Raw genomic sequence first — 17825 nt, forward strand, 5'->3', positions numbered from 1 at the left:
AAACGCAGTAAACATAGCTCATAAAGTACTTACGCAGAGCTATAGTAAGCAGTTATCATTTATTTTTATTAAACAGAATTAGGAATTATCATGAAAGCAGGAATTATTGGCGCAATGGAGCCAGAAGTTGCTATTTTAAAAGCCAAATTAAGCAATGCTAAATCAACCGAACATGCAGGCTATACCTTTCATCAAGGTCAGTTAGCAGGCAGTGATGTTGTTATTGTGCAATCAGGTATTGGTAAGGTTGCTGCGGCATTGGCCACGGCAATATTGATTGACCGTTTTGCTGTGGATTACGTGGTTAATACCGGCTCTGCTGGTGGCTTCGATAAAACATTGAAAGTGGGCGATATTGTCGTCAGTTCAGAAGTACGTTATCACGATGTCGACATTACAGCATTCGGCTATGAAATAGGGCAACTACCTGCTAATCCTGCGGCTTTTATGCCACATGACGACTTAGTTGCAGCAGCTAAAAAAGGTATTGAGCAATTAAACCAGTCAAATGAACAACACATTCAGGCAATTACTGGTTTAATCACCACAGGTGATACCTTTATGACTAAAGAAGAAGATGTCGCTAAAGCACGGGCTAATTTTCCCACTATGGCTGCAGTTGAAATGGAAGGTGCTGCTATCGCACAAGCATGTTTACAGCTTAAAACCCCTTTTGTTATTATTCGCTCATTGTCAGATATTGCTGGTAAAGAATCACCACATACTTTTGAAGAGTACTTAGAAACGGCAGCTGTTAATTCATCGCAGTTAGTACTAAATATGCTAGAGCAGTTGCAAGGTAAAACAATCAGTTAAATAATTGATTGTTTTCTTATTGGCCAAGTAATGAATCGAGACAATAAATGACAGGACTTATCGAGTTAATGCCGTTTACTTACCATGTGTTAATCCTCATGGCTGTGCTGGTAATAAAAGCTACGGTAAGCCATTTTGTTGTCCATGAACCACTACGTTTCTTTCAGTTTTATTGTCTACAGCTAGGTAATAAAGTTAATAACAGCACAGCGCCTAGCCAGCAACAAAGCCTCGCGGGTTTGCTGGCGTTATTGGTTACCTTGCTGCCTATCGTTATTATTTTATGGCTATTTGCTGACTTTGTTGCCGTAGATTACCTGTGGCAAGCTTTACTGCTTTATTTAGCCTTGGGGAGCCTTAACCTCGGGCAGGTAAATAAAGCGCTTGCCCAAGCCTTAGTTGCCAAACAGAGTTACTTAGCTAAGCAAACACTTAAGCCTTGGCTATTAAGAGCTACCGAGCAACTGTCGTCAGTGGGTTTGAGTAAAGCGGCCATAGAAATGCAGCTGTTACGCTGTGTTCAGCAAATATACGTGGTTAGCTTTGTTTATATTGTCTTTGGCCCATTAGCAGCGCTTAGTTATCGATTAATACTTGAAATGCATTATTGTTGGAATACTAAGCTGGCGAAATTTAAGTACTTTGGCTTATCTAGTCAGTTATTTATCCAGTTAATCCAATGGCTGCCTAGTCGGTTGATGGCTTTATTAATTTTACTGAGCTCATCAGGACAAGGGCTTTCATTATCTTGGCGGTTAACGCGTGGCCACTTTTTTAAGCTCAATAATGACTTTGTTATTGGTGTGCATGCGTTTTCATTGGCGGTTAGGTTGGGTGGTGTCGCTATGTACCAAGCAGAAAAGTTAAGAAAAATCGCCTTTAATGACTTAGCCAAACAACCTGAACCTCAAGATATTATTAAAGCGACTCGTAAGGTGAATTTCTCCCTTTATAGCAGTTTGTTTTTACTGACTTTGTTAGCGATAAGCGGACAAATATTTTTTTCAGCATAACCCTTAAGTTAAATTGGTATTTGCATGACTGAACTATTATTTTATTTAGATATTTTTGGCATTATTGTTTTTTCTTTATCAGGTGCGCTCATGGCTGGTCGCTATCAACTTGATCCTTTTGGAGTGGTAGTATTGGCCTCCGTTACCGCAGTAGGTGGTGGTACCATTCGCGATGTTATCTTACAAACCCCGGTATTTTGGGTGGTTAAGCCTTATTATCTCTATGTTATTTTAGCGACAGCTGTACTCACCATCATCTTTATCAGGCAACCGAAACGCATTCCTAAACGATTTTTATTAATTGCTGATGCTTTAGGTTTAGCCTTGTTTGCCGTATTAGGTACACAAAAGGCATTAGTATTAGGCGCACCGATCCCTGTTGCTGTAGTGCTAGGAACTATTACTGGCGTGGCCGGCGGTATGATTCGTGATGTGTTATGTAACGTAATTCCGATGATCTTACGCGAAGAGATATACGCATTGGCAGCAATGCTAGGTGGAGGTTTATTTATCTTCTTACAATGGCTGAACTGGTCTGATACCAACGCAATTATTACTTCGATCAGTGCTGCACTAGTTCTACGTTTAGCGGCTATTTATTGGCATGTATCTTTACCGGCTTTTCATATTATTGAAAAGCCGCATAAAGATAACAGTAAAGATAAAAGCAAATAGAGAGAATAAAGACGGATGTCTAATTCTTAAGCCTTTGCCTGTTCAGCTAAAACAGAAGTATTAAAAAGCGTAACTGATACCGATATTTTGTGATTTTAGCGTTAAATCGCCCAAATCTTGGTAGCGTAGACCTACGTTCATGCCAATGCCCATATCCCATTGATACTGCCAACCAGCCTCGAATAAAACACCTGTACCATATTCACTTTCAACAGTGTAGCCGTTACGGCTAAATGAATAATCATAATATTGAGCGCCTAATTTTCCATATAAACTATTACGTTGTGAAATAGGAATTTGGCCTTTAATGGCGACAACAAAACCATCCAATTCAAACTCAGTGGCGAGCAAACCAAACATGGGTTTATTATTTGTGTCACATGTCCACTTATCGTCATATTTTTCTTCACATTCCCAGCTATCAAACTCTATAGCTGCATTATAAGCAACTTCAACTGAGAAGTGCTCTAGGGCTTGATAGTTGTAAAAAAAGGTAGGCTTGAGCAAAGCCGTCACCACCACCTGCACCAATTGTTACGCCATAGCTATGCTGGTGGTCTTGTGCATGGGTAAATGTACTAAGTAAAGACAGTGAAAGTAACCAGACCGTCATTAAGGGAGATAACTTCATGGTAGCGTCCTATGCAAGATATTAATAAAAATAAACTAAGAGTATTATTAATAAAAGTGCTTAAAATTACCGTTTGATAAATGTAATAATAATGTAAGTTTCTGTAAAGTTTTTAGCTATCGATTGGTATAAGCTTGGATTATAGGCAAAGATACAAACATAAAAGTGAATTAGAGAGAAGCGATAGCATTGAAGGGGAGTGTTTAATATGTCTAATTCTAGCTCTATTAGACATATTAAAGGACAGGTAGCTGGGTGTATTACTTATCTGCGGACTAATAAAGTCAATGTAATAGGCTATTGATTGAATACTTTATTCATTTGTTGATGAATGTTTTCATACCAGCCGTCTGTAATGGTAATTGCCGGTAAAGCTTCTATTTCAATGGTGCCTGAAGTCGCGGTTTTATTTGACTCGTTATAAACATCTAAAATGTTTTTAATGACCACTGGTTGCGCTTTAAGTTTTAGCTTCTCAACTAATAACTTTGCCCCAGCTTCAAAGGGTTCAATTTTACCTGATTGAGAGCGTGTGCCTTCTGGAAAAATGATCACTTTTTTACCTTGGCAAATTTTTACGTCTTTTAATAGTGTGATGATGGCGCGGCGATCTTTTTGATCAACTGTGATATGACCAACCCTATCGACAATGCGAGACACTGGCCACTTGTCCATAATACCGGTGCGACCTATAAAACGAGTATCATTGCCGACCACTTCTTCAAGGGAGAAGATGTCTAACATGCTTTGATGATTAACAATTAAAATATCAGTATCAGCATCGATAGTACCGATAAGCTTCACTTGAGCACCAACACTACGGATAATCAGCCCAGTGAAAATTCGACGTAATTGATTGAATTTTATGCCGTGGCGCTTAGACAAAGACAAGGCGACAGACTGTGCCGCTATAGCGACATACATGGAATATTTTTTTAAATAGAAGGCAAACATGAATCTAATACTGAAGCGCTAAACTAGGCTTCAATCCCCCAACCATCGTTATAACCGGATAAGCTGGTGGCAATTTTTTCTAAGACGGCTTCTTGTTCAACAATCGCTGCATGCGATGGTGTCATAACCACGGTGCAATCTACATCCCAAACATTAGGTGTTTGATCAGGGTGTAAGTTACATTTAACTGTGGGTAGGTGCCCCTTTATATGTTCAACCATGGCTTGTGCTTGGCTTTCTTGTTCGAACAAATGAAAGAATACCACGTCATGTGATTGACTCAAGTCGATACCTGCTTGCTGCATTTCGGCTAATACTTGGCCTGTTTCATCATCTGGAAAGTTCATATAAAAGTAATATAGTTATGCTATTGGAAGCGAGCATTATAAAGCGGGAAAATCGCCTTGAATAGGGCTCGGGCTAAATAAATATGATTAGCACTGATTTTTTATTTTCCTGGGTACTGCGTTAGCATGATATTAACCGCTTCAATGACTTTCTCGTGTAGCTCGTTACTATTATCTTTGTCGTTAAATTTTAGCGGATAAATACTACGCCAGACCGAGCGACTTTTCTTTGGATCGACAAGATCAATAATTAGCCCACCACGATACACTTGCCAGTCACCATTGTCTTGCTGCCAAGCATTGGCCCTAAGACAATGAGCACAGAATAATACAGCTTTATTGTAATTTAGGTAATCTTTCGACTGCTTTTTGACTAGGTGATAGGTGACAATAATGTCGGCACTGTCGAGTTCACTATAGTGAAAGTCTTGTGCGTCTAGGCTTTTTTCAATGGCGAGTTCAATGCCACTACGCTGGAAGTGCGGTAAGTTTTGGCTATCAAAAAATTTAGAACCACTGCTATAGAAACTGTAAGTTTTAACCTTGGAAAAATCAAAATTATTATAATAAATTACTGGATTTTTCATCGAACTACAGCCAGATACGCTGACCACTAACAAACACATTAGTAATAGCTTTATCGGCGACATTATAGTGGTAATAAAATTTTTCAATATAGGGTCATAATACAGTAAAGAGTGAAGTCTTAGACTAACAACTGCACTAAGGTTTGAACAGATAAACCTTTAATCAGCTATTAATTACTTAGCGATTAACTGCAGTGGCTGTTAACGGCCCAACAGGGTTTAAACGCAACAGGAATTTGCAGGCTTAGTAGGGATAAGTTATAAAAGAGTCCAAGTTCAACAGACCCTAAACATGAGTTATTCATTTTCTCTAGTAAAAATAAGGATATTTACATAATGATAAGTAGTAAGCAGTTATTCATAGGCACATTATTCACCTTAACGAGTTTGGTCTCGTTATCCGCTTTAGCAGAGTCATCGGTGTGGAAAGTAAGTAAAGGCAATGATCATATTTTCATTGGCGGCACAGTGCATATTTTACCGGCATCAGAATTTCCACTGCCGGTCGAATTTGAGCAGGCGTATAAACAAAGCGATAGCATAGTGTTAGAAACTAAGTTACCTGATGCTAGCGATAGCGCTTTTCAAATGAAGATGATGCAGCAAATGGCTTATGGAAAGGGTAAAACCATTGGTGATTTTTTATCTGCTAAAACCAAACAAAACCTCAGTCAACATATTGCCAGCCTAGGTGCTGATTCAATGATGTTTGAACGCTTTAAACCTGGTTTTCTGGTAACAATGTTAGCTTTGTTAGAGGCTCAGCGAGCAGGCTTGTCAGGAGAAGGTATTGATATTTTTTATAGTAAAAAGGCGACACGAGATAATAAACAAATAGCATATTTTGAAACAGTAGAATTTCAAATGAATATGATTGCCGACATGGGCAAGGGTAATGAAGAGAAGTTCATCAAGTCGAACCTTGAACAAATGAAAGACTTTAAAAGCATGTTTACTGATTTACTTACAGCATGGCGTAAAGGTGACGAACAGCGATTAAACACGCTGGCTATTGAGCCGATGAAGGATGATCCTAAAACCATCAAGTCCCTACTGACCGATAGGAATAAAAACTGGCTGCCACATATTGAACGCATGTTTGCAGGCAATGGTAACAGCAGCGATAAAGAATTTGTTTTAGTGGGCGTCGCACATCTGGCTGGGGATAAAAGTGTGTTAGCCTTATTGAAAGCTAAAGGCTATCGCGTAGAGAAGTTATAATTTTTGATGAACAGTAGTAAAAATAATACGTGCCTTTGTATATGGCTCAGGTTCGTCATCCCCGTGGTATTTTAATCGGACGTGCCATGGATGGTACTTATTAGACAATGCATGGAGCTTATTGTCCTGGATCCAGTGTCTAAGTGGTTGTGGATCTTCGATCAGAAACCTCGAAGATGACTATTATAGCTAACCCCTGAATTAGCTACAGAACCATGAAATAATATGTAAGCTTGCTGGCCTGAGCTAAATCAAGTCAGCAAGTAACATCATTGATATTTACCAAAGACTGTCTTGATTAATATCCTTAAAGCTAAGCACTTTACCGCCAAATTCTTTGGCAAAAGCTTGGGCATCAGTTTGTAAACTAAAACTGGCTAAAGTTTTACCCATCGCGCCGGTTTTTTCCGAGCCAGTAACAAACCAAGCCTGCTTAGCATCAATAAAATATTTATCATCAATGCTATCACTGCCCCAAGGCATTTTACTCATATCATGCACTAGTATTTGGCTAACATTACGGGTATTTTCTGGATCTAAATAATAGCTAAACATGTCACGGGTTGAACAGAATTTAAATACCTTTCCGCCTTGCTCTTTACGAAATATTTCACCTTTAGGGCCATCAAAATGGGTAATTAACATGCCACATAAATGACACTCATCACCGCTTTCCATGGCTACAGCTTTATGAATAACGGCTTGTTGTGCTGCATTGTCAGAGCAAGCACTAGCGGTTAACAGTAAACATAAAATTAGTGCGGCTTTTATGAAATGAGACATTAAAGTGTTTTCCTTTTAAAGATAAATATGGCAATGGTTAAGGGTAAAGCAACCCAAGCTATTAAAGCGGTGAATAATTGTGCTTGCGATAGGCTGGCGTTAATGGCAACAGCGAGGGCGCCGTTAACATCACTGCTATCAAGTCCGGAAAGATTCACTAAGCGGAATATATCTGCAGGATTAAGCATCATTAATTGCGTTAAGCCGTTCTGGCTAATGCCGTCCTCAACACCAACTAATAATGCTAATAAGGCTAAATCAAAGGCAAGGGCAAATAAAAACCAAGTAATAAGGGCAAAACCTGCCGCTTTTGATTTTTCACTGACCGATAAACTAATTAAATAAGAAATTGCGGTAAAGCTTAAGCCCAATAGAATCGCGCTAAAGATAAAAATAGAGAAGCTAGTTAATACTTCAATATCACCGAGTTGGAAATACAGTAATACTGCCGATGAGCCAAAACCCAATACAGTAGCTAGCGCGATAATACTGCCTTGGCCGATAAACTTACCCAGTAATAACTGGCTTTTGCTTATCGGGTAGGTCAGTAGGAGCAATAAGGTGCCACTTTCTTGTTCACCAACAAAACTATCATAACTGAGCAGCAAGGCAATTAAAGGAATAAGAAAAACAGCTAAACTGGCTAAACTAGCTACTGTGGTTGACAGTGAAGCTACGCCTACGGCACCAGAAGCTGCGGCACCAAAGTAAGTTAAACCAATAGAGAGTAAAGCAAAAATAAGCGTGATAGAAATTAACCAACGATTTCTTAAACCATCATGAAACTCTTTATTGGCAACGGTTAATATTTGTCTCATGATTTTCTCTCCCCGCTTTCATCTTGTTTCCCATGTAAAGAAAGCTCATGCTGCTTCTCATGTAAAGATAGAAAGTGCTGATAAACTTGCTCTAAATTGGCTGCTTCAACATGCAAGTCATCTAAACCTTCATGGCTAAGTAACTGTCTTAATACACTAAGCTTTTCTTGTTCAGGCACTAATAATGTCTCTGGGCAGTTAGCGGTTAAAAAGCCATTGAGTCTACTGTCGTTTGCTAATGAGCCGTTAAGACCCGACGGTTTAATGGCAACCGGTAAGGCGGCTTGCTGGCGCAATTCAGCTAACGTGCCCATCGCTAATAACTGTCCAGTTGATAAAATCATTGCGCGATCAATATGTTGTTCAACACCAGGTAAAACATGGGAGCATAATATGATACTAGAGCCATTCGATTTTAATTGATCAACGGTTTGATAAAAGTCGCGAGTCGCCATTGGATCTAAGCCAACTGTGGGTTCATCAAGTAATAATAATTTTGGCTCGCCAATAAAGGCTTGTGCTAAACCAAGTCGCTGACGCATTCCTTTTGAATAAGTTTTTACTGGTCGCTTCATTGCATGAGTAATACCCACTTGCTCAAGTAAATCAATGGCTTGTTTTTTAGCTCTGCCCTTAGTAAAGCCCTTTAGCTTGGCAAAATAGCTTAATACTTCTAAGCCAGTGAGTTGCTCATAAAAACTGACGTTTTCAGGTAAGTAACCGACTTTAGTACGGCTATGCCACGCTGCTTTTGAATCAGGCGCCATGCCCATAACTTCAACCTTGCCGCGACTTGGCGAAATAACGCCAAGAATGAGTTTCATCATGGTGGTTTTACCTGCGCCGTTATGGCCAAATAAACCCATCACTTCACCTTGATTTAGGTACATGGTCACCGATTTTAAAGCGTCGAGATCTTGATAGCTTTTACCCGCATCTATTAGTGATACTAGTGGCGTATTCATAAATTATTCCTTCAAACTTACGCTAGTTGTCGACTGCGCGGTGTGACTTATTGTCAAAACAGGTGTGGCAAGGGCAAGCGTTGCAGCTGCGTGCGGATTCGCAGATAAACGGGGTGCACTCATCAACGGGAAGCTGTCTTTAATGCCTGGCGGTTTTAATACCGGAAATTGTCTTTGCACCCAACGTAAAATTACAATAGCTGGGCTGTCCATGATCATTTTCATTTCAGGATACTGCCACACTAGTTTATCTATACCGTCGTTTGGCTCAAAAATAATATCGCCAATGCCATCATTATCCATATCCCAGCCTAAATAATTACTCCAGTAATTACCTTGACCATCTTTGCTCCATTCCTGTTTCTTATTGGAAACATACTTCACTTGGGTGGGATTGTTGATAAAGCTATTGCCGTATATATTGATGTTTTCTGAGCCAGCAGTTAAGTGAATACCAATTTCTGCTGTATCAATAATATTGTATTTCAGCGTGTTGTAGCCGGAGTTATAAATAAACAAACCTTTACCATCACGGCCAAGCACCTTGTTTTCAGGTTTAGTCCACACATTTTTAATATGGTTATGACTAAAAGTAGATTGGGTAATAAAGTTCAGTAAAAATCCGTAATCTTCACTGTCTGTGGTTGTATTACCGGTAATAGTTAAGCGACGTGAACTCATCAAGGCGTAACCTGCGCGAGTAGAGTAGGCGGTATTATCTTTGATAGTATTATCGTAAGAATACATATAATGAATACCGTAGCGTAAATGGTGCATGGTATTTTGTTCGATAATATTATTTTGACTAGAAATAACATAAACGCCATCGCGAGTTTCACTGACTTCATTATGAAAAACATGGCTATTGGTAACATTAGCGATTTGAATGCCGTTGCCTCTATCAGCAGAGCGCAGTGTTAAATTACCCTTAATGCGGTTATGGCTGACAGTGGCATTGTCGGCTTGATTAAGCCAGATACCAAAACCATCGCCAATTAAAATATTATTTTTTATAGTTATATTTGGGACTTTTTTATTATCAACTTTATCGTGAGAATAAATACCTGAATTTTGCTCGGTTAAGTCATCGCCCCAATTGATAATGGTGAGGTTTTCTATGGTGATGTGAGAGTTTTTTAGCCGTAAACCGTGACCCTTGCCTTGGGAATTAATAAGAGCGACTTCGCCTGTTATGCCGGTGCCACGTAAGGTGATTTGTTTGCTAATAATGAAGTTACCTAAATACTGGCCAGCAGCTAAGGTAATAACATCGCCATCTTGGCTTTTATCTAAAGTCTGCTGTAAGTTATCACTGGCAGATATTTGTATTTCTTGCGCGTTTAATTGTTGACTGTAAAAACAGGCTAAAACTAACATTACGGTAAGTGTTTTTGTGAAAAAAAGCACAGCGGTAAATCTTTAAAAGGGTAACTAAGCGCAGAATAACATTATTAGCTGAAAATCCATTGATCTTGATTAAATTACTTGTCGTTAACTTGTAATTATTTTTATGGAATTCGAATAAAAAAACCGGCATTTTATATATTAAAGATAAGCCTCAGGCTTAAGAAACAACCTGAATGACGGGATTTATGGATTCAGGAGAGTGTGCATCATGAATTCTATAATAAGTGGCATCCATACCACGTCCGATCAGTAACTTCGGGAATTATGATGAATTTACTGGGTAATTAGTGCATTATTGGTTTTAACTGGCTGGTAGCGTTGGCAATATACGGCTAGCGATTTTATGCGCATGTAAATGTATAGATAGGACGGTTAAACTTTACCAATAGATAATTTAAGCTGTTATTTTAATTGTCTATTGGATTTCATCGTATTTACAATTTTTTTTGGTGATTATAGTCACCACTTTGTGCGTTATAACGTTATTTGATGGAAATATTCACCACACATTTTTCATCCTTACTAGTACCGCTGCGTGACAGAATCAATTTTGCTGGTTTTCAGATACAAAAAAGCCAGTAACACAGTTACTGGCTTTTTAGATTAAGGACTGGCTTATTGCTGATGAATGAGAGCAGTTGTCTGCTTAACTTACCGTGATACGAGCAAACTTACGTTTACCAACTTGGTAAACCGCAGTAGTGCCTGCTTTAATAACTAAGCTTTTTTCGGTAACTTTTTCGCTATCAATTTTAGCCGCGCCTTGCTTGATCATTCTATAAGCATCTGAAGTACTACCTACTAAGCCTGCGTCTTTAAGTAAGTTAGCGATAGCAATTTCACCGCTTTCAGTTTTAATCTCTAACTCAGGCATGTCATCAGGTAAAGCGCCTTTTTGGAAGCGATTGATAAATTCATCATGAGCAGCTTGTGCTGCCGCTTCATCGTGAAAACGGGCAATTAATTCTTTCGCTAAATCGATTTTAACATCACGAGGATTTTTACCGTTTTCAATATCGGTTTTATAGCCTTCAATTTCGCTAAGTGGCTTAAAGCTCAATAATTCGTAATAGCGCCACATTAACACATCAGAAATCGACATGATCTTGCCAAACATATCGGTTGGACTATCAGTAATACCAATGTAGTTACCTAATGATTTAGACATTTTTTGTACACCGTCTAAACCTTCAAGTAATGGCATCATTAATACTGTCTGTGGACGTTGACCTTCAGATTTTTGTAATTCACGACCCATTAATAAGTTGAATTTTTGATCGGTACCACCTAGCTCAACATCTGCTTCTAAAGCAACTGAATCCCAGCCTTGCACTAACGGGTACATAAACTCATGAATGGCAATCGCTTGACCATTGGCGTAACGCTTTTTAAAGTCGTCACGTTCCATCATACGAGCAACGGTTTGGCGAGAGGCAAGTTTTAACATGCCAGCAGCACCTAATTTATCCATCCAAGTAGAGTTAAAGGCTACTGTGGTTTTGGCAGGATCGAGGATCTTAAATACTTGCTCTTTATAAGTTTCAGCGTTGGCTAAAACATCTTCTTTGGTTAACGCTTTACGGGTAACATTTTTACCGGTGGGATCGCCAATCATGCCAGTGAAGTCACCAATCAAGAAAATAACTTCATGACCAAGTTCTTGGAAAGTTCTCAGTTTATTAATGAGCACAGTATGACCTAAATGCAAGTCAGGCGCCGTTGGATCAAAGCCAGCTTTAATTTTTAGTCGCTTACCTGTTTTAAGTTTTGCTAATAATTCTTCTTCTACTAATATTTCTTCTGCGCCGCGTTTTATTTCGGCAAATGCTTGGTTAACATCGGTCATTTAAGACTCCACTGACTGGCTTTAGGTACTTAGTCTATTAATAAGTGATAACTACTGAGTTGTTGCACTGAAAATAAGGCGCAGCACCTTTGATAATCGAGTGGTTATATTGACTAGGTAAAGATTATTTAATGATCGAATTCTACTGCACTTTGCCAGTGGGATAAAACCTTATAATGGCTTTTTTAGTAAAGAATGACTGATTTTGTCAGTAAAGTTGCAATCACTGAACCCTTAGTTGTTCAATAATGCTGTTTTGATATTCAAAATGTATTGCGGTGAGTTATAGCGGTATTTTTTCTGTAGTTTTGATATAGTCAGTAGAATATATGAATTTGCTTTGCATTTATCCTTTTCCCGCTATGAAAGTTTTGAGTCGTACTTTGTTAAAAAAATTATTAGAAATATTCCAAAACCTACCCAAGTTACATCGTTCGATAATTATCGCTAGTAGTGGTTTTTTACTGCTGTTGCTGATACTGCCTTCCAGTGATGATAATGAGCAAGGTGAAAATATCCAAGTAGGAAAGCGTATTCAGCTGGCACTTCCTGAAGATATAGTACCAGCAGGTTCAGTGCCAAGACACAGTGCCTTACCCCAACGCAGTACAACTAAAGCCACCAAAAATATTGCTACAGGGCAACTGCCTTCATTAGCTAAAAACCAAAGTACGCAACAAGATGGCAGCTTAGCGAGCGGTAAATTACAGCGTAAAGTGAAAGTACAAGACTCTTTAGAAGAACTTGCCAATTTAAGCTGGCAAACGGTGCAAGTGCGTAGTGGTGACTCATTAGCCTTGATATTAAAACGCTTAGGCTTTAGCGCGCAAACAACCTATGCGGTGAGTACTGCTAAAGGTAAAGACAGTAAATTATTAAAAAGGCTTAATGTCGGTGATAAATTACGTGTAGCCAGCAATGAAGAGCAGCAGTTGGCGGCGCTTGAATATCCACTTTCTAAAACGGATACATTATTTATTAATTTAGTCGGCGATAGTTACCAATCCTATCGAGAGACTAAGCAAGTAGAAATACGGGAAAGTTTTAGCTACGGCACCATCAACTCGAGTTTTTGGAATGCTGGCGTAACTGCAGGATTGAATGATAGCCAAATTATTAATTTTGCTAATATTTTTGGTTGGGATATAGATTTTGGTTTGGACATACGTGAAGGTGATAGTTTTCATGTTACTTTCGAGAAAAAATATGTCGAAGGTGAATATATTGGTACCGGTAATATTTTAGCGGCAGAGATAACCAACCAAGGCGAAGTATTTCAAGCGATTCGTTTCTCTGATGACGAGTATTACAGCCCTGATGGCAGAAGCATGCGTAAAGCCTTTCTACGTGCTCCTGTGAATTTTAAATACATCAGTTCTAGCTTTAAACCTAAACGTTTTCACCCGGTGCAAAAACGCTGGAAAGCCCATAAAGGAATAGATTACGCGGCGAAAAAAGGTACACCAGTGGTTGCCGCGGGTAATGGTAAGGTAACCCATGCGGGTTATAGTAAGTACAATGGTTATTATGTGTTTATTCAGCATGGTAATGGCATAGTCACTAAGTACCTGCACTTTTATAAACGGGCAGCAGTGAAAAAAGGACAACGGGTAAAACAAGGGCAAGTGATTGGTTATGTGGGTGCAACGGGTCTTGCTGCAGGGCCCCATTTACATTATGAATTTTTACTTAATGGCGTACATCGAAATCCACGTACTGTTAAGTTACCGGATGCTAGACCTATTGCGAAGAAATACAAAGCTAAGTTCATCTTATTAGCAAGTCAGCGACTTGAGGCACTTTCAGGTGCTAAGAATGCTTTACTTTCAACACAGCCTTCAAGCCAAGCCAGTGAACTAGCGACTAATGATTAGTAAAGAAAATACCGGGCGAGGGAAATCGTATATTGGCTTGCTTATGCTTTTGAACATCAACTGAACAGTAATATTCCGGCGGTAGCTGGCGCAAGTGCAGCCTGCACTTTAGGTAATGAATTTTCCCCCTAAATTATTAATATATTATCTTTGATAAATTCTTTTAGTAATTATTAGCCTATAGTCAAAATTGACCATCCCCTTGCTAACTTTGCAATTTAGGCACTAGCATTTCATCACTTCGTCACTATACTTAAAGTTTAAGTGTTCAAAAAATGAACTTGTTAGTTGTGGCGAACTCTAACTCAACACACCTTGGTTAGCTAGCGTCGAGGAGGGCTTATGGAATTTAAAGACATTCATATTGGTATGAAATGTGGCAGTAAAAAAGGCAGTGGTACAGTTACTTGGGTTGATGGCTCAACACATACCATTTATATGGTTGATTGTAATAATAATAATAATTTTGAAGTCAACATCAGCGATATTATTGAAGATCCACAAGCACACAATAAAAAAGATGATTACTACTAATTTACTTTAAAATTTATTATTCAATTAGTAATCATAAACCCGATAAGTTTACACTTTATCGGGTTTTTTATTATTACCTGGTGAATATATTGAATGACTATAGATAAAGAATTCTATTTGTTCTCAAACCGCTGACAAGCTCTGAGTTGTAACAAACTTACTTGATTTGGTATTAGCTATTTGACACACTGCCTGCGTTGTTTTTAATTTTCAAAACTCAGGTATAAGGTTTTTTATGGAATGGTTGTCTGTGCTGCCTCCTTTGGTGGCAATTATTATTGTTATTTGGAAAAAAGAAGTCATTCTTGCCTTGTTGTCTGCCGTGTTCACCGCAGAGTTGTTATTAGCCTCCCAAAATCATAGCAATGCAATATTTTATGCTTTCATTGGTTTTATTGAACGCATCATTAGTGTCGTTAGCTCAGGCGGTAATGCCCGTATATTGATTTTCAGCTTACTTATTGGCGCTTTATTAGCTTATATCCGAGACTCAGGCGGTGTTACTGCCACTGTAGATAAGTTAGTAAGTAAAGGTATTGCCAAGAGTAAAAGGCAGGTGGGCGGTTTAACCATGTTCACTGGCATGGTAATTTTTATTGAATCCAACCTGAGTGTACTAACCGCAGGTATTTTATCGCGCGACTTATTTGATAAATTTAAAATGAGCCGAGCGCGTTTAGCCTATATTATTGATAGTACTAGTGCTCCGGTATGCATCTTAGTACTACTTAACGGCTGGGGCGCCTATGTGCTAGCGCTATTGAATAACTATGATTTAGGGGAATCGTCAGTCTCTATTTTATGGGGCTCGGTTGCTTTTAATTTCTATGCCATTATCGCTTTGCTTATGGTGGTTTATACGGTTGTCACCGATAGAGTACATGGTCCGCTTAAAGCGACAGAATTAGCACTTACCGCAGATAACTCACCTAACCAGCAAGTAGTAGAGCAAACAGGCCAGCAAGAGCAAGCAATAGCATCACCAGCAACAGTTAGCCAAAATACCGCTAACCGAGAAACGCTTATTCAGGGCACTTTAACAAAAGATATTTTAGCAGAAAGCATGGTACCTGCTACTAAGGCACGCTTTATGTTAGTGCCATTAATGAGCATGATCTTGGGTATGTTCTTCTTTATGTATTGGAGTGGTAATGGTGATATCACCCAAGGTAGCGGCAGTAAATCCGTACTTTATGCTACTTGTTTAGCGCTGGCAGTTAGTTACTTTTTATTGCGTTTTTATAAACGCTTTGAACATAAAGAGCTAGTTGATATAGGTTTTAAAGGTATTGCAGAACTATTGCCATTAGTGACCATAGTACTTATGTCTTTAACCCTTGGAGCAAGCTTAAAAGAGCTAGGAACTGGCTTCTTTATTGCCGGTATAGTTGGTGAACATTTACCTTTAGTTTTAGTGGTACCAATGTTGTTTTTAGCCGGCGCGGTTATTTCATTTAGTACCGGCACCTCTTGGGGGACTTTTGCTATATTAATCCCTATTGGTGTGCCACTTATTCAAGCACTCGGGTTACCGCCATCATTGGTTATTGCTGCGATTTTAGGTGGTGGAATCTTTGGTGATCATTGTTCGCCCATTTCTGATACCACGGCTGTTTCGGCTATTGCTTCAGGCTGTGATTTACTTGAACATGTTAAAACTCAAATGCCTTACGCACTATTTGGTGGAGCGGTAACTTTAGTGGCTTATATCATTGCCAGCATTGTTATGATTTAGCTGAGTATTGCTCATAGTTAATCGATTGATTAATATTAATAAATAAAATTATCCTGCTTAAAGTGAGTGAGTTTTACACTCGCTCACTTTATTGCAAATTAATTAGTATTAAATAATAATAAAAACCTTATCCATTTTTATCATTTAATATTATTCCTTTGATCTAGATCAAGTTTTTCTGTATATAATTAACAATATCGGATAAAATGCGCGCCTTATTTTTAGTTGATGACTTGTTGTACAGGATACTAGACCATGACACACCACGAAGAAGACTTTAAAGATACTACCTCAGCCGTAAATATAGTAATGATTATTGTGGCGATGGTTGCTATGCCATTACTACCAATGCTTATGGGCTGGTTTACTATGTTGCGTTAAGCAACAATCAGTTTTACTGTAGGGGCAAATTAGCTCCTTGCAGTAATGATGATTAACCTCATTAATTCCCCTTTATAACGCTATTCTCTTTAAAGTTATCCGGTACTTTTACCCCAATAAAATGAACCGCGATAAAACATATCGAAACAAGATATATTCCAATTACATAGTTAACCTTTAGCTAGCCTGCATTTAAGCTTTTTTAGCTACTATTTCATCGTTAATATCTAATCCATGCCACGATTTTTTGTTAAAGTGTCAGCGAATCTCTGTCTTTCAAACTTAAATCAAAACTGAAGGTAAATTTAATGCCAGATTTAGCTGTGCTTGCGGTCTTTATTCCAACATTCTTTTTTGTCTCAATAACACCGGGTATGTGCATGACGCTGGCTATGACGCTAGGCATGAGTATTGGTGTACGTCGTACTATGTGGATGATGATTGGAGAACTCATTGGTGTCGCTATTGTTGCCATTGCCGCCGTACTTGGCGTTGCCAGTATTATGCTCAATTACCCTGATGTATTTGAAGTATTAAAATGGCTTGGTGGTGCTTATTTAGCCTATATAGGCATTAATATGTGGCGGGCCAAAGGTAAAATGTCGGTGGGCGAAAGTGAACTAAGCGATGTCAGTCGCCAATCGTTATTCTCGCAAGGCTTAGTTACTGCCATAGCCAACCCAAAAGGCTGGGCATTTATGATCTCTCTATTGCCGCCTTTCATTAGTGTTGAGCGTGATGTAGCACCGCAACTTATGGTATTGCTCGGCGTTATCATGGTTACAGAGTTTACTAGCATGATGGCCTATGCCACTGGTGGTAAAAGCTTGCGCATATTCTTAAGTAGTGGTGACAACATTAAGTGGATGAATCGTATTGCCGGTAGTTTAATGATTGGCGTCGGTATTTGGTTAGCACTTGGCTAGCTTTCATTGCATTACCATAGCCTATCACTACGTTTTATTATTAATTGATAGACTCTAACTATGATTAAGTTGCGCGATTTAGAATATTTAACTGCCATAGATACACACAAGCACTTTGGTAAAGCAGCGCAAGCTTGTTTTGTTAGTCAGCCGACCTTAAGTGGGCAGTTAATGAAGTTAGAGCAACAATTAGGTTTACAGTTGGTCGAACGTCATCGCCGCAATGTTATGTTAACGCCGGCAGGGGAGCAGCTCGTAAAAGAAGCACGTAAGGTGTTACAGGCTGCCGGTGAATTTGAGTCTTGTGCCAAA

Annotated in this window: 20 protein-coding genes; 10 read left to right on the top strand and 10 right to left on the bottom strand. The window is 38.9% G+C overall.

The genetic code is table 11. The features are described 5' to 3' along the window. Positions 1-90 precede the first annotated feature (90 nt). From mtnN to HRT50_RS07885, 3 genes are read left to right on the top strand one after another with little or no spacing between them, the layout of a single operon-like run. A complete protein-coding gene (gene mtnN, locus HRT50_RS07875; protein ID WP_291613130.1) occupies positions 91-816 on the top strand; it encodes a 5'-methylthioadenosine/S-adenosylhomocysteine nucleosidase in 726 nt (241 codons plus the stop codon). A 47-nt stretch (positions 817-863) separates the two neighbouring features. Beyond that, on the top strand, positions 864-1829 hold the full coding sequence (locus HRT50_RS07880) for a cobalamin biosynthesis protein (RefSeq protein ID WP_291613132.1): 966 nt from the start codon (positions 864-866) through the stop codon (positions 1827-1829). Positions 1830-1853: 24 nt separating this feature from the next. After that, positions 1854-2504, top strand: a complete 651-nt coding sequence (locus HRT50_RS07885) for a trimeric intracellular cation channel family protein (protein WP_291613134.1) — start codon at positions 1854-1856, stop codon at positions 2502-2504. A 60-nt stretch (positions 2505-2564) separates the two neighbouring features. On the opposite strand, the gene HRT50_RS07890 is transcribed toward HRT50_RS07885, so the two are convergent. The 5 genes from HRT50_RS07890 to HRT50_RS07910 all read right to left on the bottom strand — a co-directional run bounded on the left by HRT50_RS07890 (position 2565) and on the right by HRT50_RS07910 (position 5110). After that, positions 2565-3011 carry an outer membrane beta-barrel protein gene (locus HRT50_RS07890; protein WP_291613136.1) on the bottom strand — a complete coding sequence of 149 codons (447 nt, stop codon included), beginning with the start codon at positions 3009-3011 and terminating at the stop codon, positions 2565-2567. Next, on the bottom strand, positions 2956-3135 hold the full coding sequence (locus HRT50_RS07895) for a hypothetical protein (RefSeq protein ID WP_291613140.1): 180 nt from the start codon (positions 3133-3135) through the stop codon (positions 2956-2958). The genes HRT50_RS07890 and HRT50_RS07895 overlap by 56 nt, the downstream gene beginning before the upstream one ends. 297 nt (positions 3136-3432) lie before the next feature. Next, positions 3433-4089: a lysophospholipid acyltransferase family protein gene (locus tag HRT50_RS07900; protein ID WP_291613142.1), complete on the bottom strand. Its 657-nt coding sequence runs from the start codon at positions 4087-4089 to the stop codon at positions 3433-3435. 23 nt (positions 4090-4112) lie between these two features. Then, entirely contained in the window at positions 4113-4436 is a 324-nt protein-coding gene (locus HRT50_RS07905; protein ID WP_291613144.1) for a ribonuclease E inhibitor RraB, read from the bottom strand. Between the two features lie 101 nt (positions 4437-4537). Continuing rightward, on the bottom strand, positions 4538-5110 hold the full coding sequence (locus HRT50_RS07910; RefSeq protein ID WP_291613146.1) for a DUF4136 domain-containing protein: 573 nt from the start codon (positions 5108-5110) through the stop codon (positions 4538-4540). Positions 5111-5359: 249 nt separating this feature from the next. Here HRT50_RS07910 and HRT50_RS07915 point away from each other — a divergent pair, with 249 nt between their 5' ends. Then, positions 5360-6244 carry a TraB/GumN family protein gene (locus HRT50_RS07915; protein ID WP_291613148.1) on the top strand — a complete coding sequence of 295 codons (885 nt, stop codon included), beginning with the start codon at positions 5360-5362 and terminating at the stop codon, positions 6242-6244. Between the two features lie 279 nt (positions 6245-6523). Here HRT50_RS07915 and HRT50_RS07920 read toward each other — a convergent pair whose 3' ends face one another. From HRT50_RS07920 to tyrS, 5 genes are all read right to left on the bottom strand, one after another. Then, positions 6524-7027 carry a nitrous oxide reductase accessory protein NosL gene (locus HRT50_RS07920; RefSeq protein ID WP_291613150.1) on the bottom strand — a complete coding sequence of 168 codons (504 nt, stop codon included), beginning with the start codon at positions 7025-7027 and terminating at the stop codon, positions 6524-6526. Then, a complete protein-coding gene (locus tag HRT50_RS07925) occupies positions 7027-7845 on the bottom strand; it encodes an ABC transporter permease subunit (protein ID WP_291613152.1) in 819 nt (272 codons plus the stop codon). The genes HRT50_RS07920 and HRT50_RS07925 overlap by 1 nt, the downstream gene beginning before the upstream one ends. Next, positions 7842-8810 carry an ABC transporter ATP-binding protein gene (locus HRT50_RS07930; RefSeq protein WP_291613154.1) on the bottom strand — a complete coding sequence of 323 codons (969 nt, stop codon included), beginning with the start codon at positions 8808-8810 and terminating at the stop codon, positions 7842-7844. Before HRT50_RS07930 ends, HRT50_RS07925 begins: the two co-directional genes overlap by 4 nt. 3 nt (positions 8811-8813) lie before the next feature. After that, positions 8814-10217: a nitrous oxide reductase family maturation protein NosD gene (locus HRT50_RS07935; RefSeq protein WP_291613156.1), complete on the bottom strand. Its 1404-nt coding sequence runs from the start codon at positions 10215-10217 to the stop codon at positions 8814-8816. Between the two features lie 646 nt (positions 10218-10863). Then, positions 10864-12063, bottom strand: coding sequence for a tyrosine--tRNA ligase (gene tyrS / locus HRT50_RS07940; RefSeq protein ID WP_291613158.1), 1200 nt, complete (start codon positions 12061-12063; stop codon positions 10864-10866). Positions 12064-12392: 329 nt separating this feature from the next. On the opposite strand from tyrS, the gene HRT50_RS07945 reads away from it, so the two are divergent. The 6 genes from HRT50_RS07945 to HRT50_RS07970 all read left to right on the top strand — a co-directional run. After that, entirely contained in the window at positions 12393-13937 is a 1545-nt protein-coding gene (locus tag HRT50_RS07945; protein WP_291613161.1) for a peptidoglycan DD-metalloendopeptidase family protein, read from the top strand. A gap of 342 nt (positions 13938-14279) precedes the next feature. Then, complete coding sequence (locus HRT50_RS07950) at positions 14280-14471, top strand: hypothetical protein (RefSeq protein ID WP_291613163.1); 192 nt, start codon at positions 14280-14282, stop codon at positions 14469-14471. Positions 14472-14706: 235 nt separating this feature from the next. Further along, complete coding sequence (locus HRT50_RS07955; RefSeq protein ID WP_291613165.1) at positions 14707-16206, top strand: Na+/H+ antiporter NhaC family protein; 1500 nt, start codon at positions 14707-14709, stop codon at positions 16204-16206. Between the two features lie 255 nt (positions 16207-16461). Continuing rightward, entirely contained in the window at positions 16462-16587 is a 126-nt protein-coding gene (locus HRT50_RS07960) for a hypothetical protein (protein ID WP_291613167.1), read from the top strand. 308 nt (positions 16588-16895) lie between these two features. Beyond that, complete coding sequence (locus HRT50_RS07965) at positions 16896-17513, top strand: LysE family translocator (protein WP_291613169.1); 618 nt, start codon at positions 16896-16898, stop codon at positions 17511-17513. Between the two features lie 60 nt (positions 17514-17573). Continuing rightward, positions 17574-17825: LysR family transcriptional regulator (locus HRT50_RS07970; protein WP_291613171.1), on the top strand; the 252-nt coding region annotated here is incomplete at its 3' end.

Origin of the sequence: Colwellia sp. (assembly GCF_013215345.1) — a bacterium.
In the GTDB taxonomy this organism is placed as follows: Bacteria; Pseudomonadota; Gammaproteobacteria; order Enterobacterales; family Alteromonadaceae; genus Colwellia.

Excerpts from the sequence above, each read along its gene's own strand:
- HRT50_RS07885 (WP_291613134.1), top strand. The coding sequence starts at position 1,854 with ATGACTGAACTATTATTTTATTTAGATATTTTTGGCATTATTGTTTTT.
- HRT50_RS07950 (WP_291613163.1), top strand. The coding sequence starts at position 14,280 with ATGGAATTTAAAGACATTCATATTGGTATGAAATGTGGCAGTAAAAAA.
- HRT50_RS07960 (WP_291613167.1), top strand. The coding sequence starts at position 16,462 with ATGACACACCACGAAGAAGACTTTAAAGATACTACCTCAGCCGTAAAT.
- HRT50_RS07965 (WP_291613169.1), top strand. The coding sequence starts at position 16,896 with ATGCCAGATTTAGCTGTGCTTGCGGTCTTTATTCCAACATTCTTTTTT.
- HRT50_RS07955 (WP_291613165.1), top strand. The coding sequence starts at position 14,707 with ATGGAATGGTTGTCTGTGCTGCCTCCTTTGGTGGCAATTATTATTGTT.
- tyrS (WP_291613158.1), bottom strand. The coding sequence starts at position 12,063 with ATGACCGATGTTAACCAAGCATTTGCCGAAATAAAACGCGGCGCAGAA.
- HRT50_RS07900 (WP_291613142.1), bottom strand. The coding sequence starts at position 4,089 with ATGTTTGCCTTCTATTTAAAAAAATATTCCATGTATGTCGCTATAGCG.
- HRT50_RS07880 (WP_291613132.1), top strand. The coding sequence starts at position 864 with ATGACAGGACTTATCGAGTTAATGCCGTTTACTTACCATGTGTTAATC.
- HRT50_RS07925 (WP_291613152.1), bottom strand. The coding sequence starts at position 7,845 with ATGAGACAAATATTAACCGTTGCCAATAAAGAGTTTCATGATGGTTTA.
- mtnN (WP_291613130.1), top strand. The coding sequence starts at position 91 with ATGAAAGCAGGAATTATTGGCGCAATGGAGCCAGAAGTTGCTATTTTA.
- HRT50_RS07895 (WP_291613140.1), bottom strand. The coding sequence starts at position 3,135 with ATGAAGTTATCTCCCTTAATGACGGTCTGGTTACTTTCACTGTCTTTA.
- HRT50_RS07930 (WP_291613154.1), bottom strand. The coding sequence starts at position 8,810 with ATGAATACGCCACTAGTATCACTAATAGATGCGGGTAAAAGCTATCAA.
- HRT50_RS07905 (WP_291613144.1), bottom strand. The coding sequence starts at position 4,436 with ATGAACTTTCCAGATGATGAAACAGGCCAAGTATTAGCCGAAATGCAG.
- HRT50_RS07945 (WP_291613161.1), top strand. The coding sequence starts at position 12,393 with ATGAATTTGCTTTGCATTTATCCTTTTCCCGCTATGAAAGTTTTGAGT.
- HRT50_RS07915 (WP_291613148.1), top strand. The coding sequence starts at position 5,360 with ATGATAAGTAGTAAGCAGTTATTCATAGGCACATTATTCACCTTAACG.
- HRT50_RS07920 (WP_291613150.1), bottom strand. The coding sequence starts at position 7,027 with ATGTCTCATTTCATAAAAGCCGCACTAATTTTATGTTTACTGTTAACC.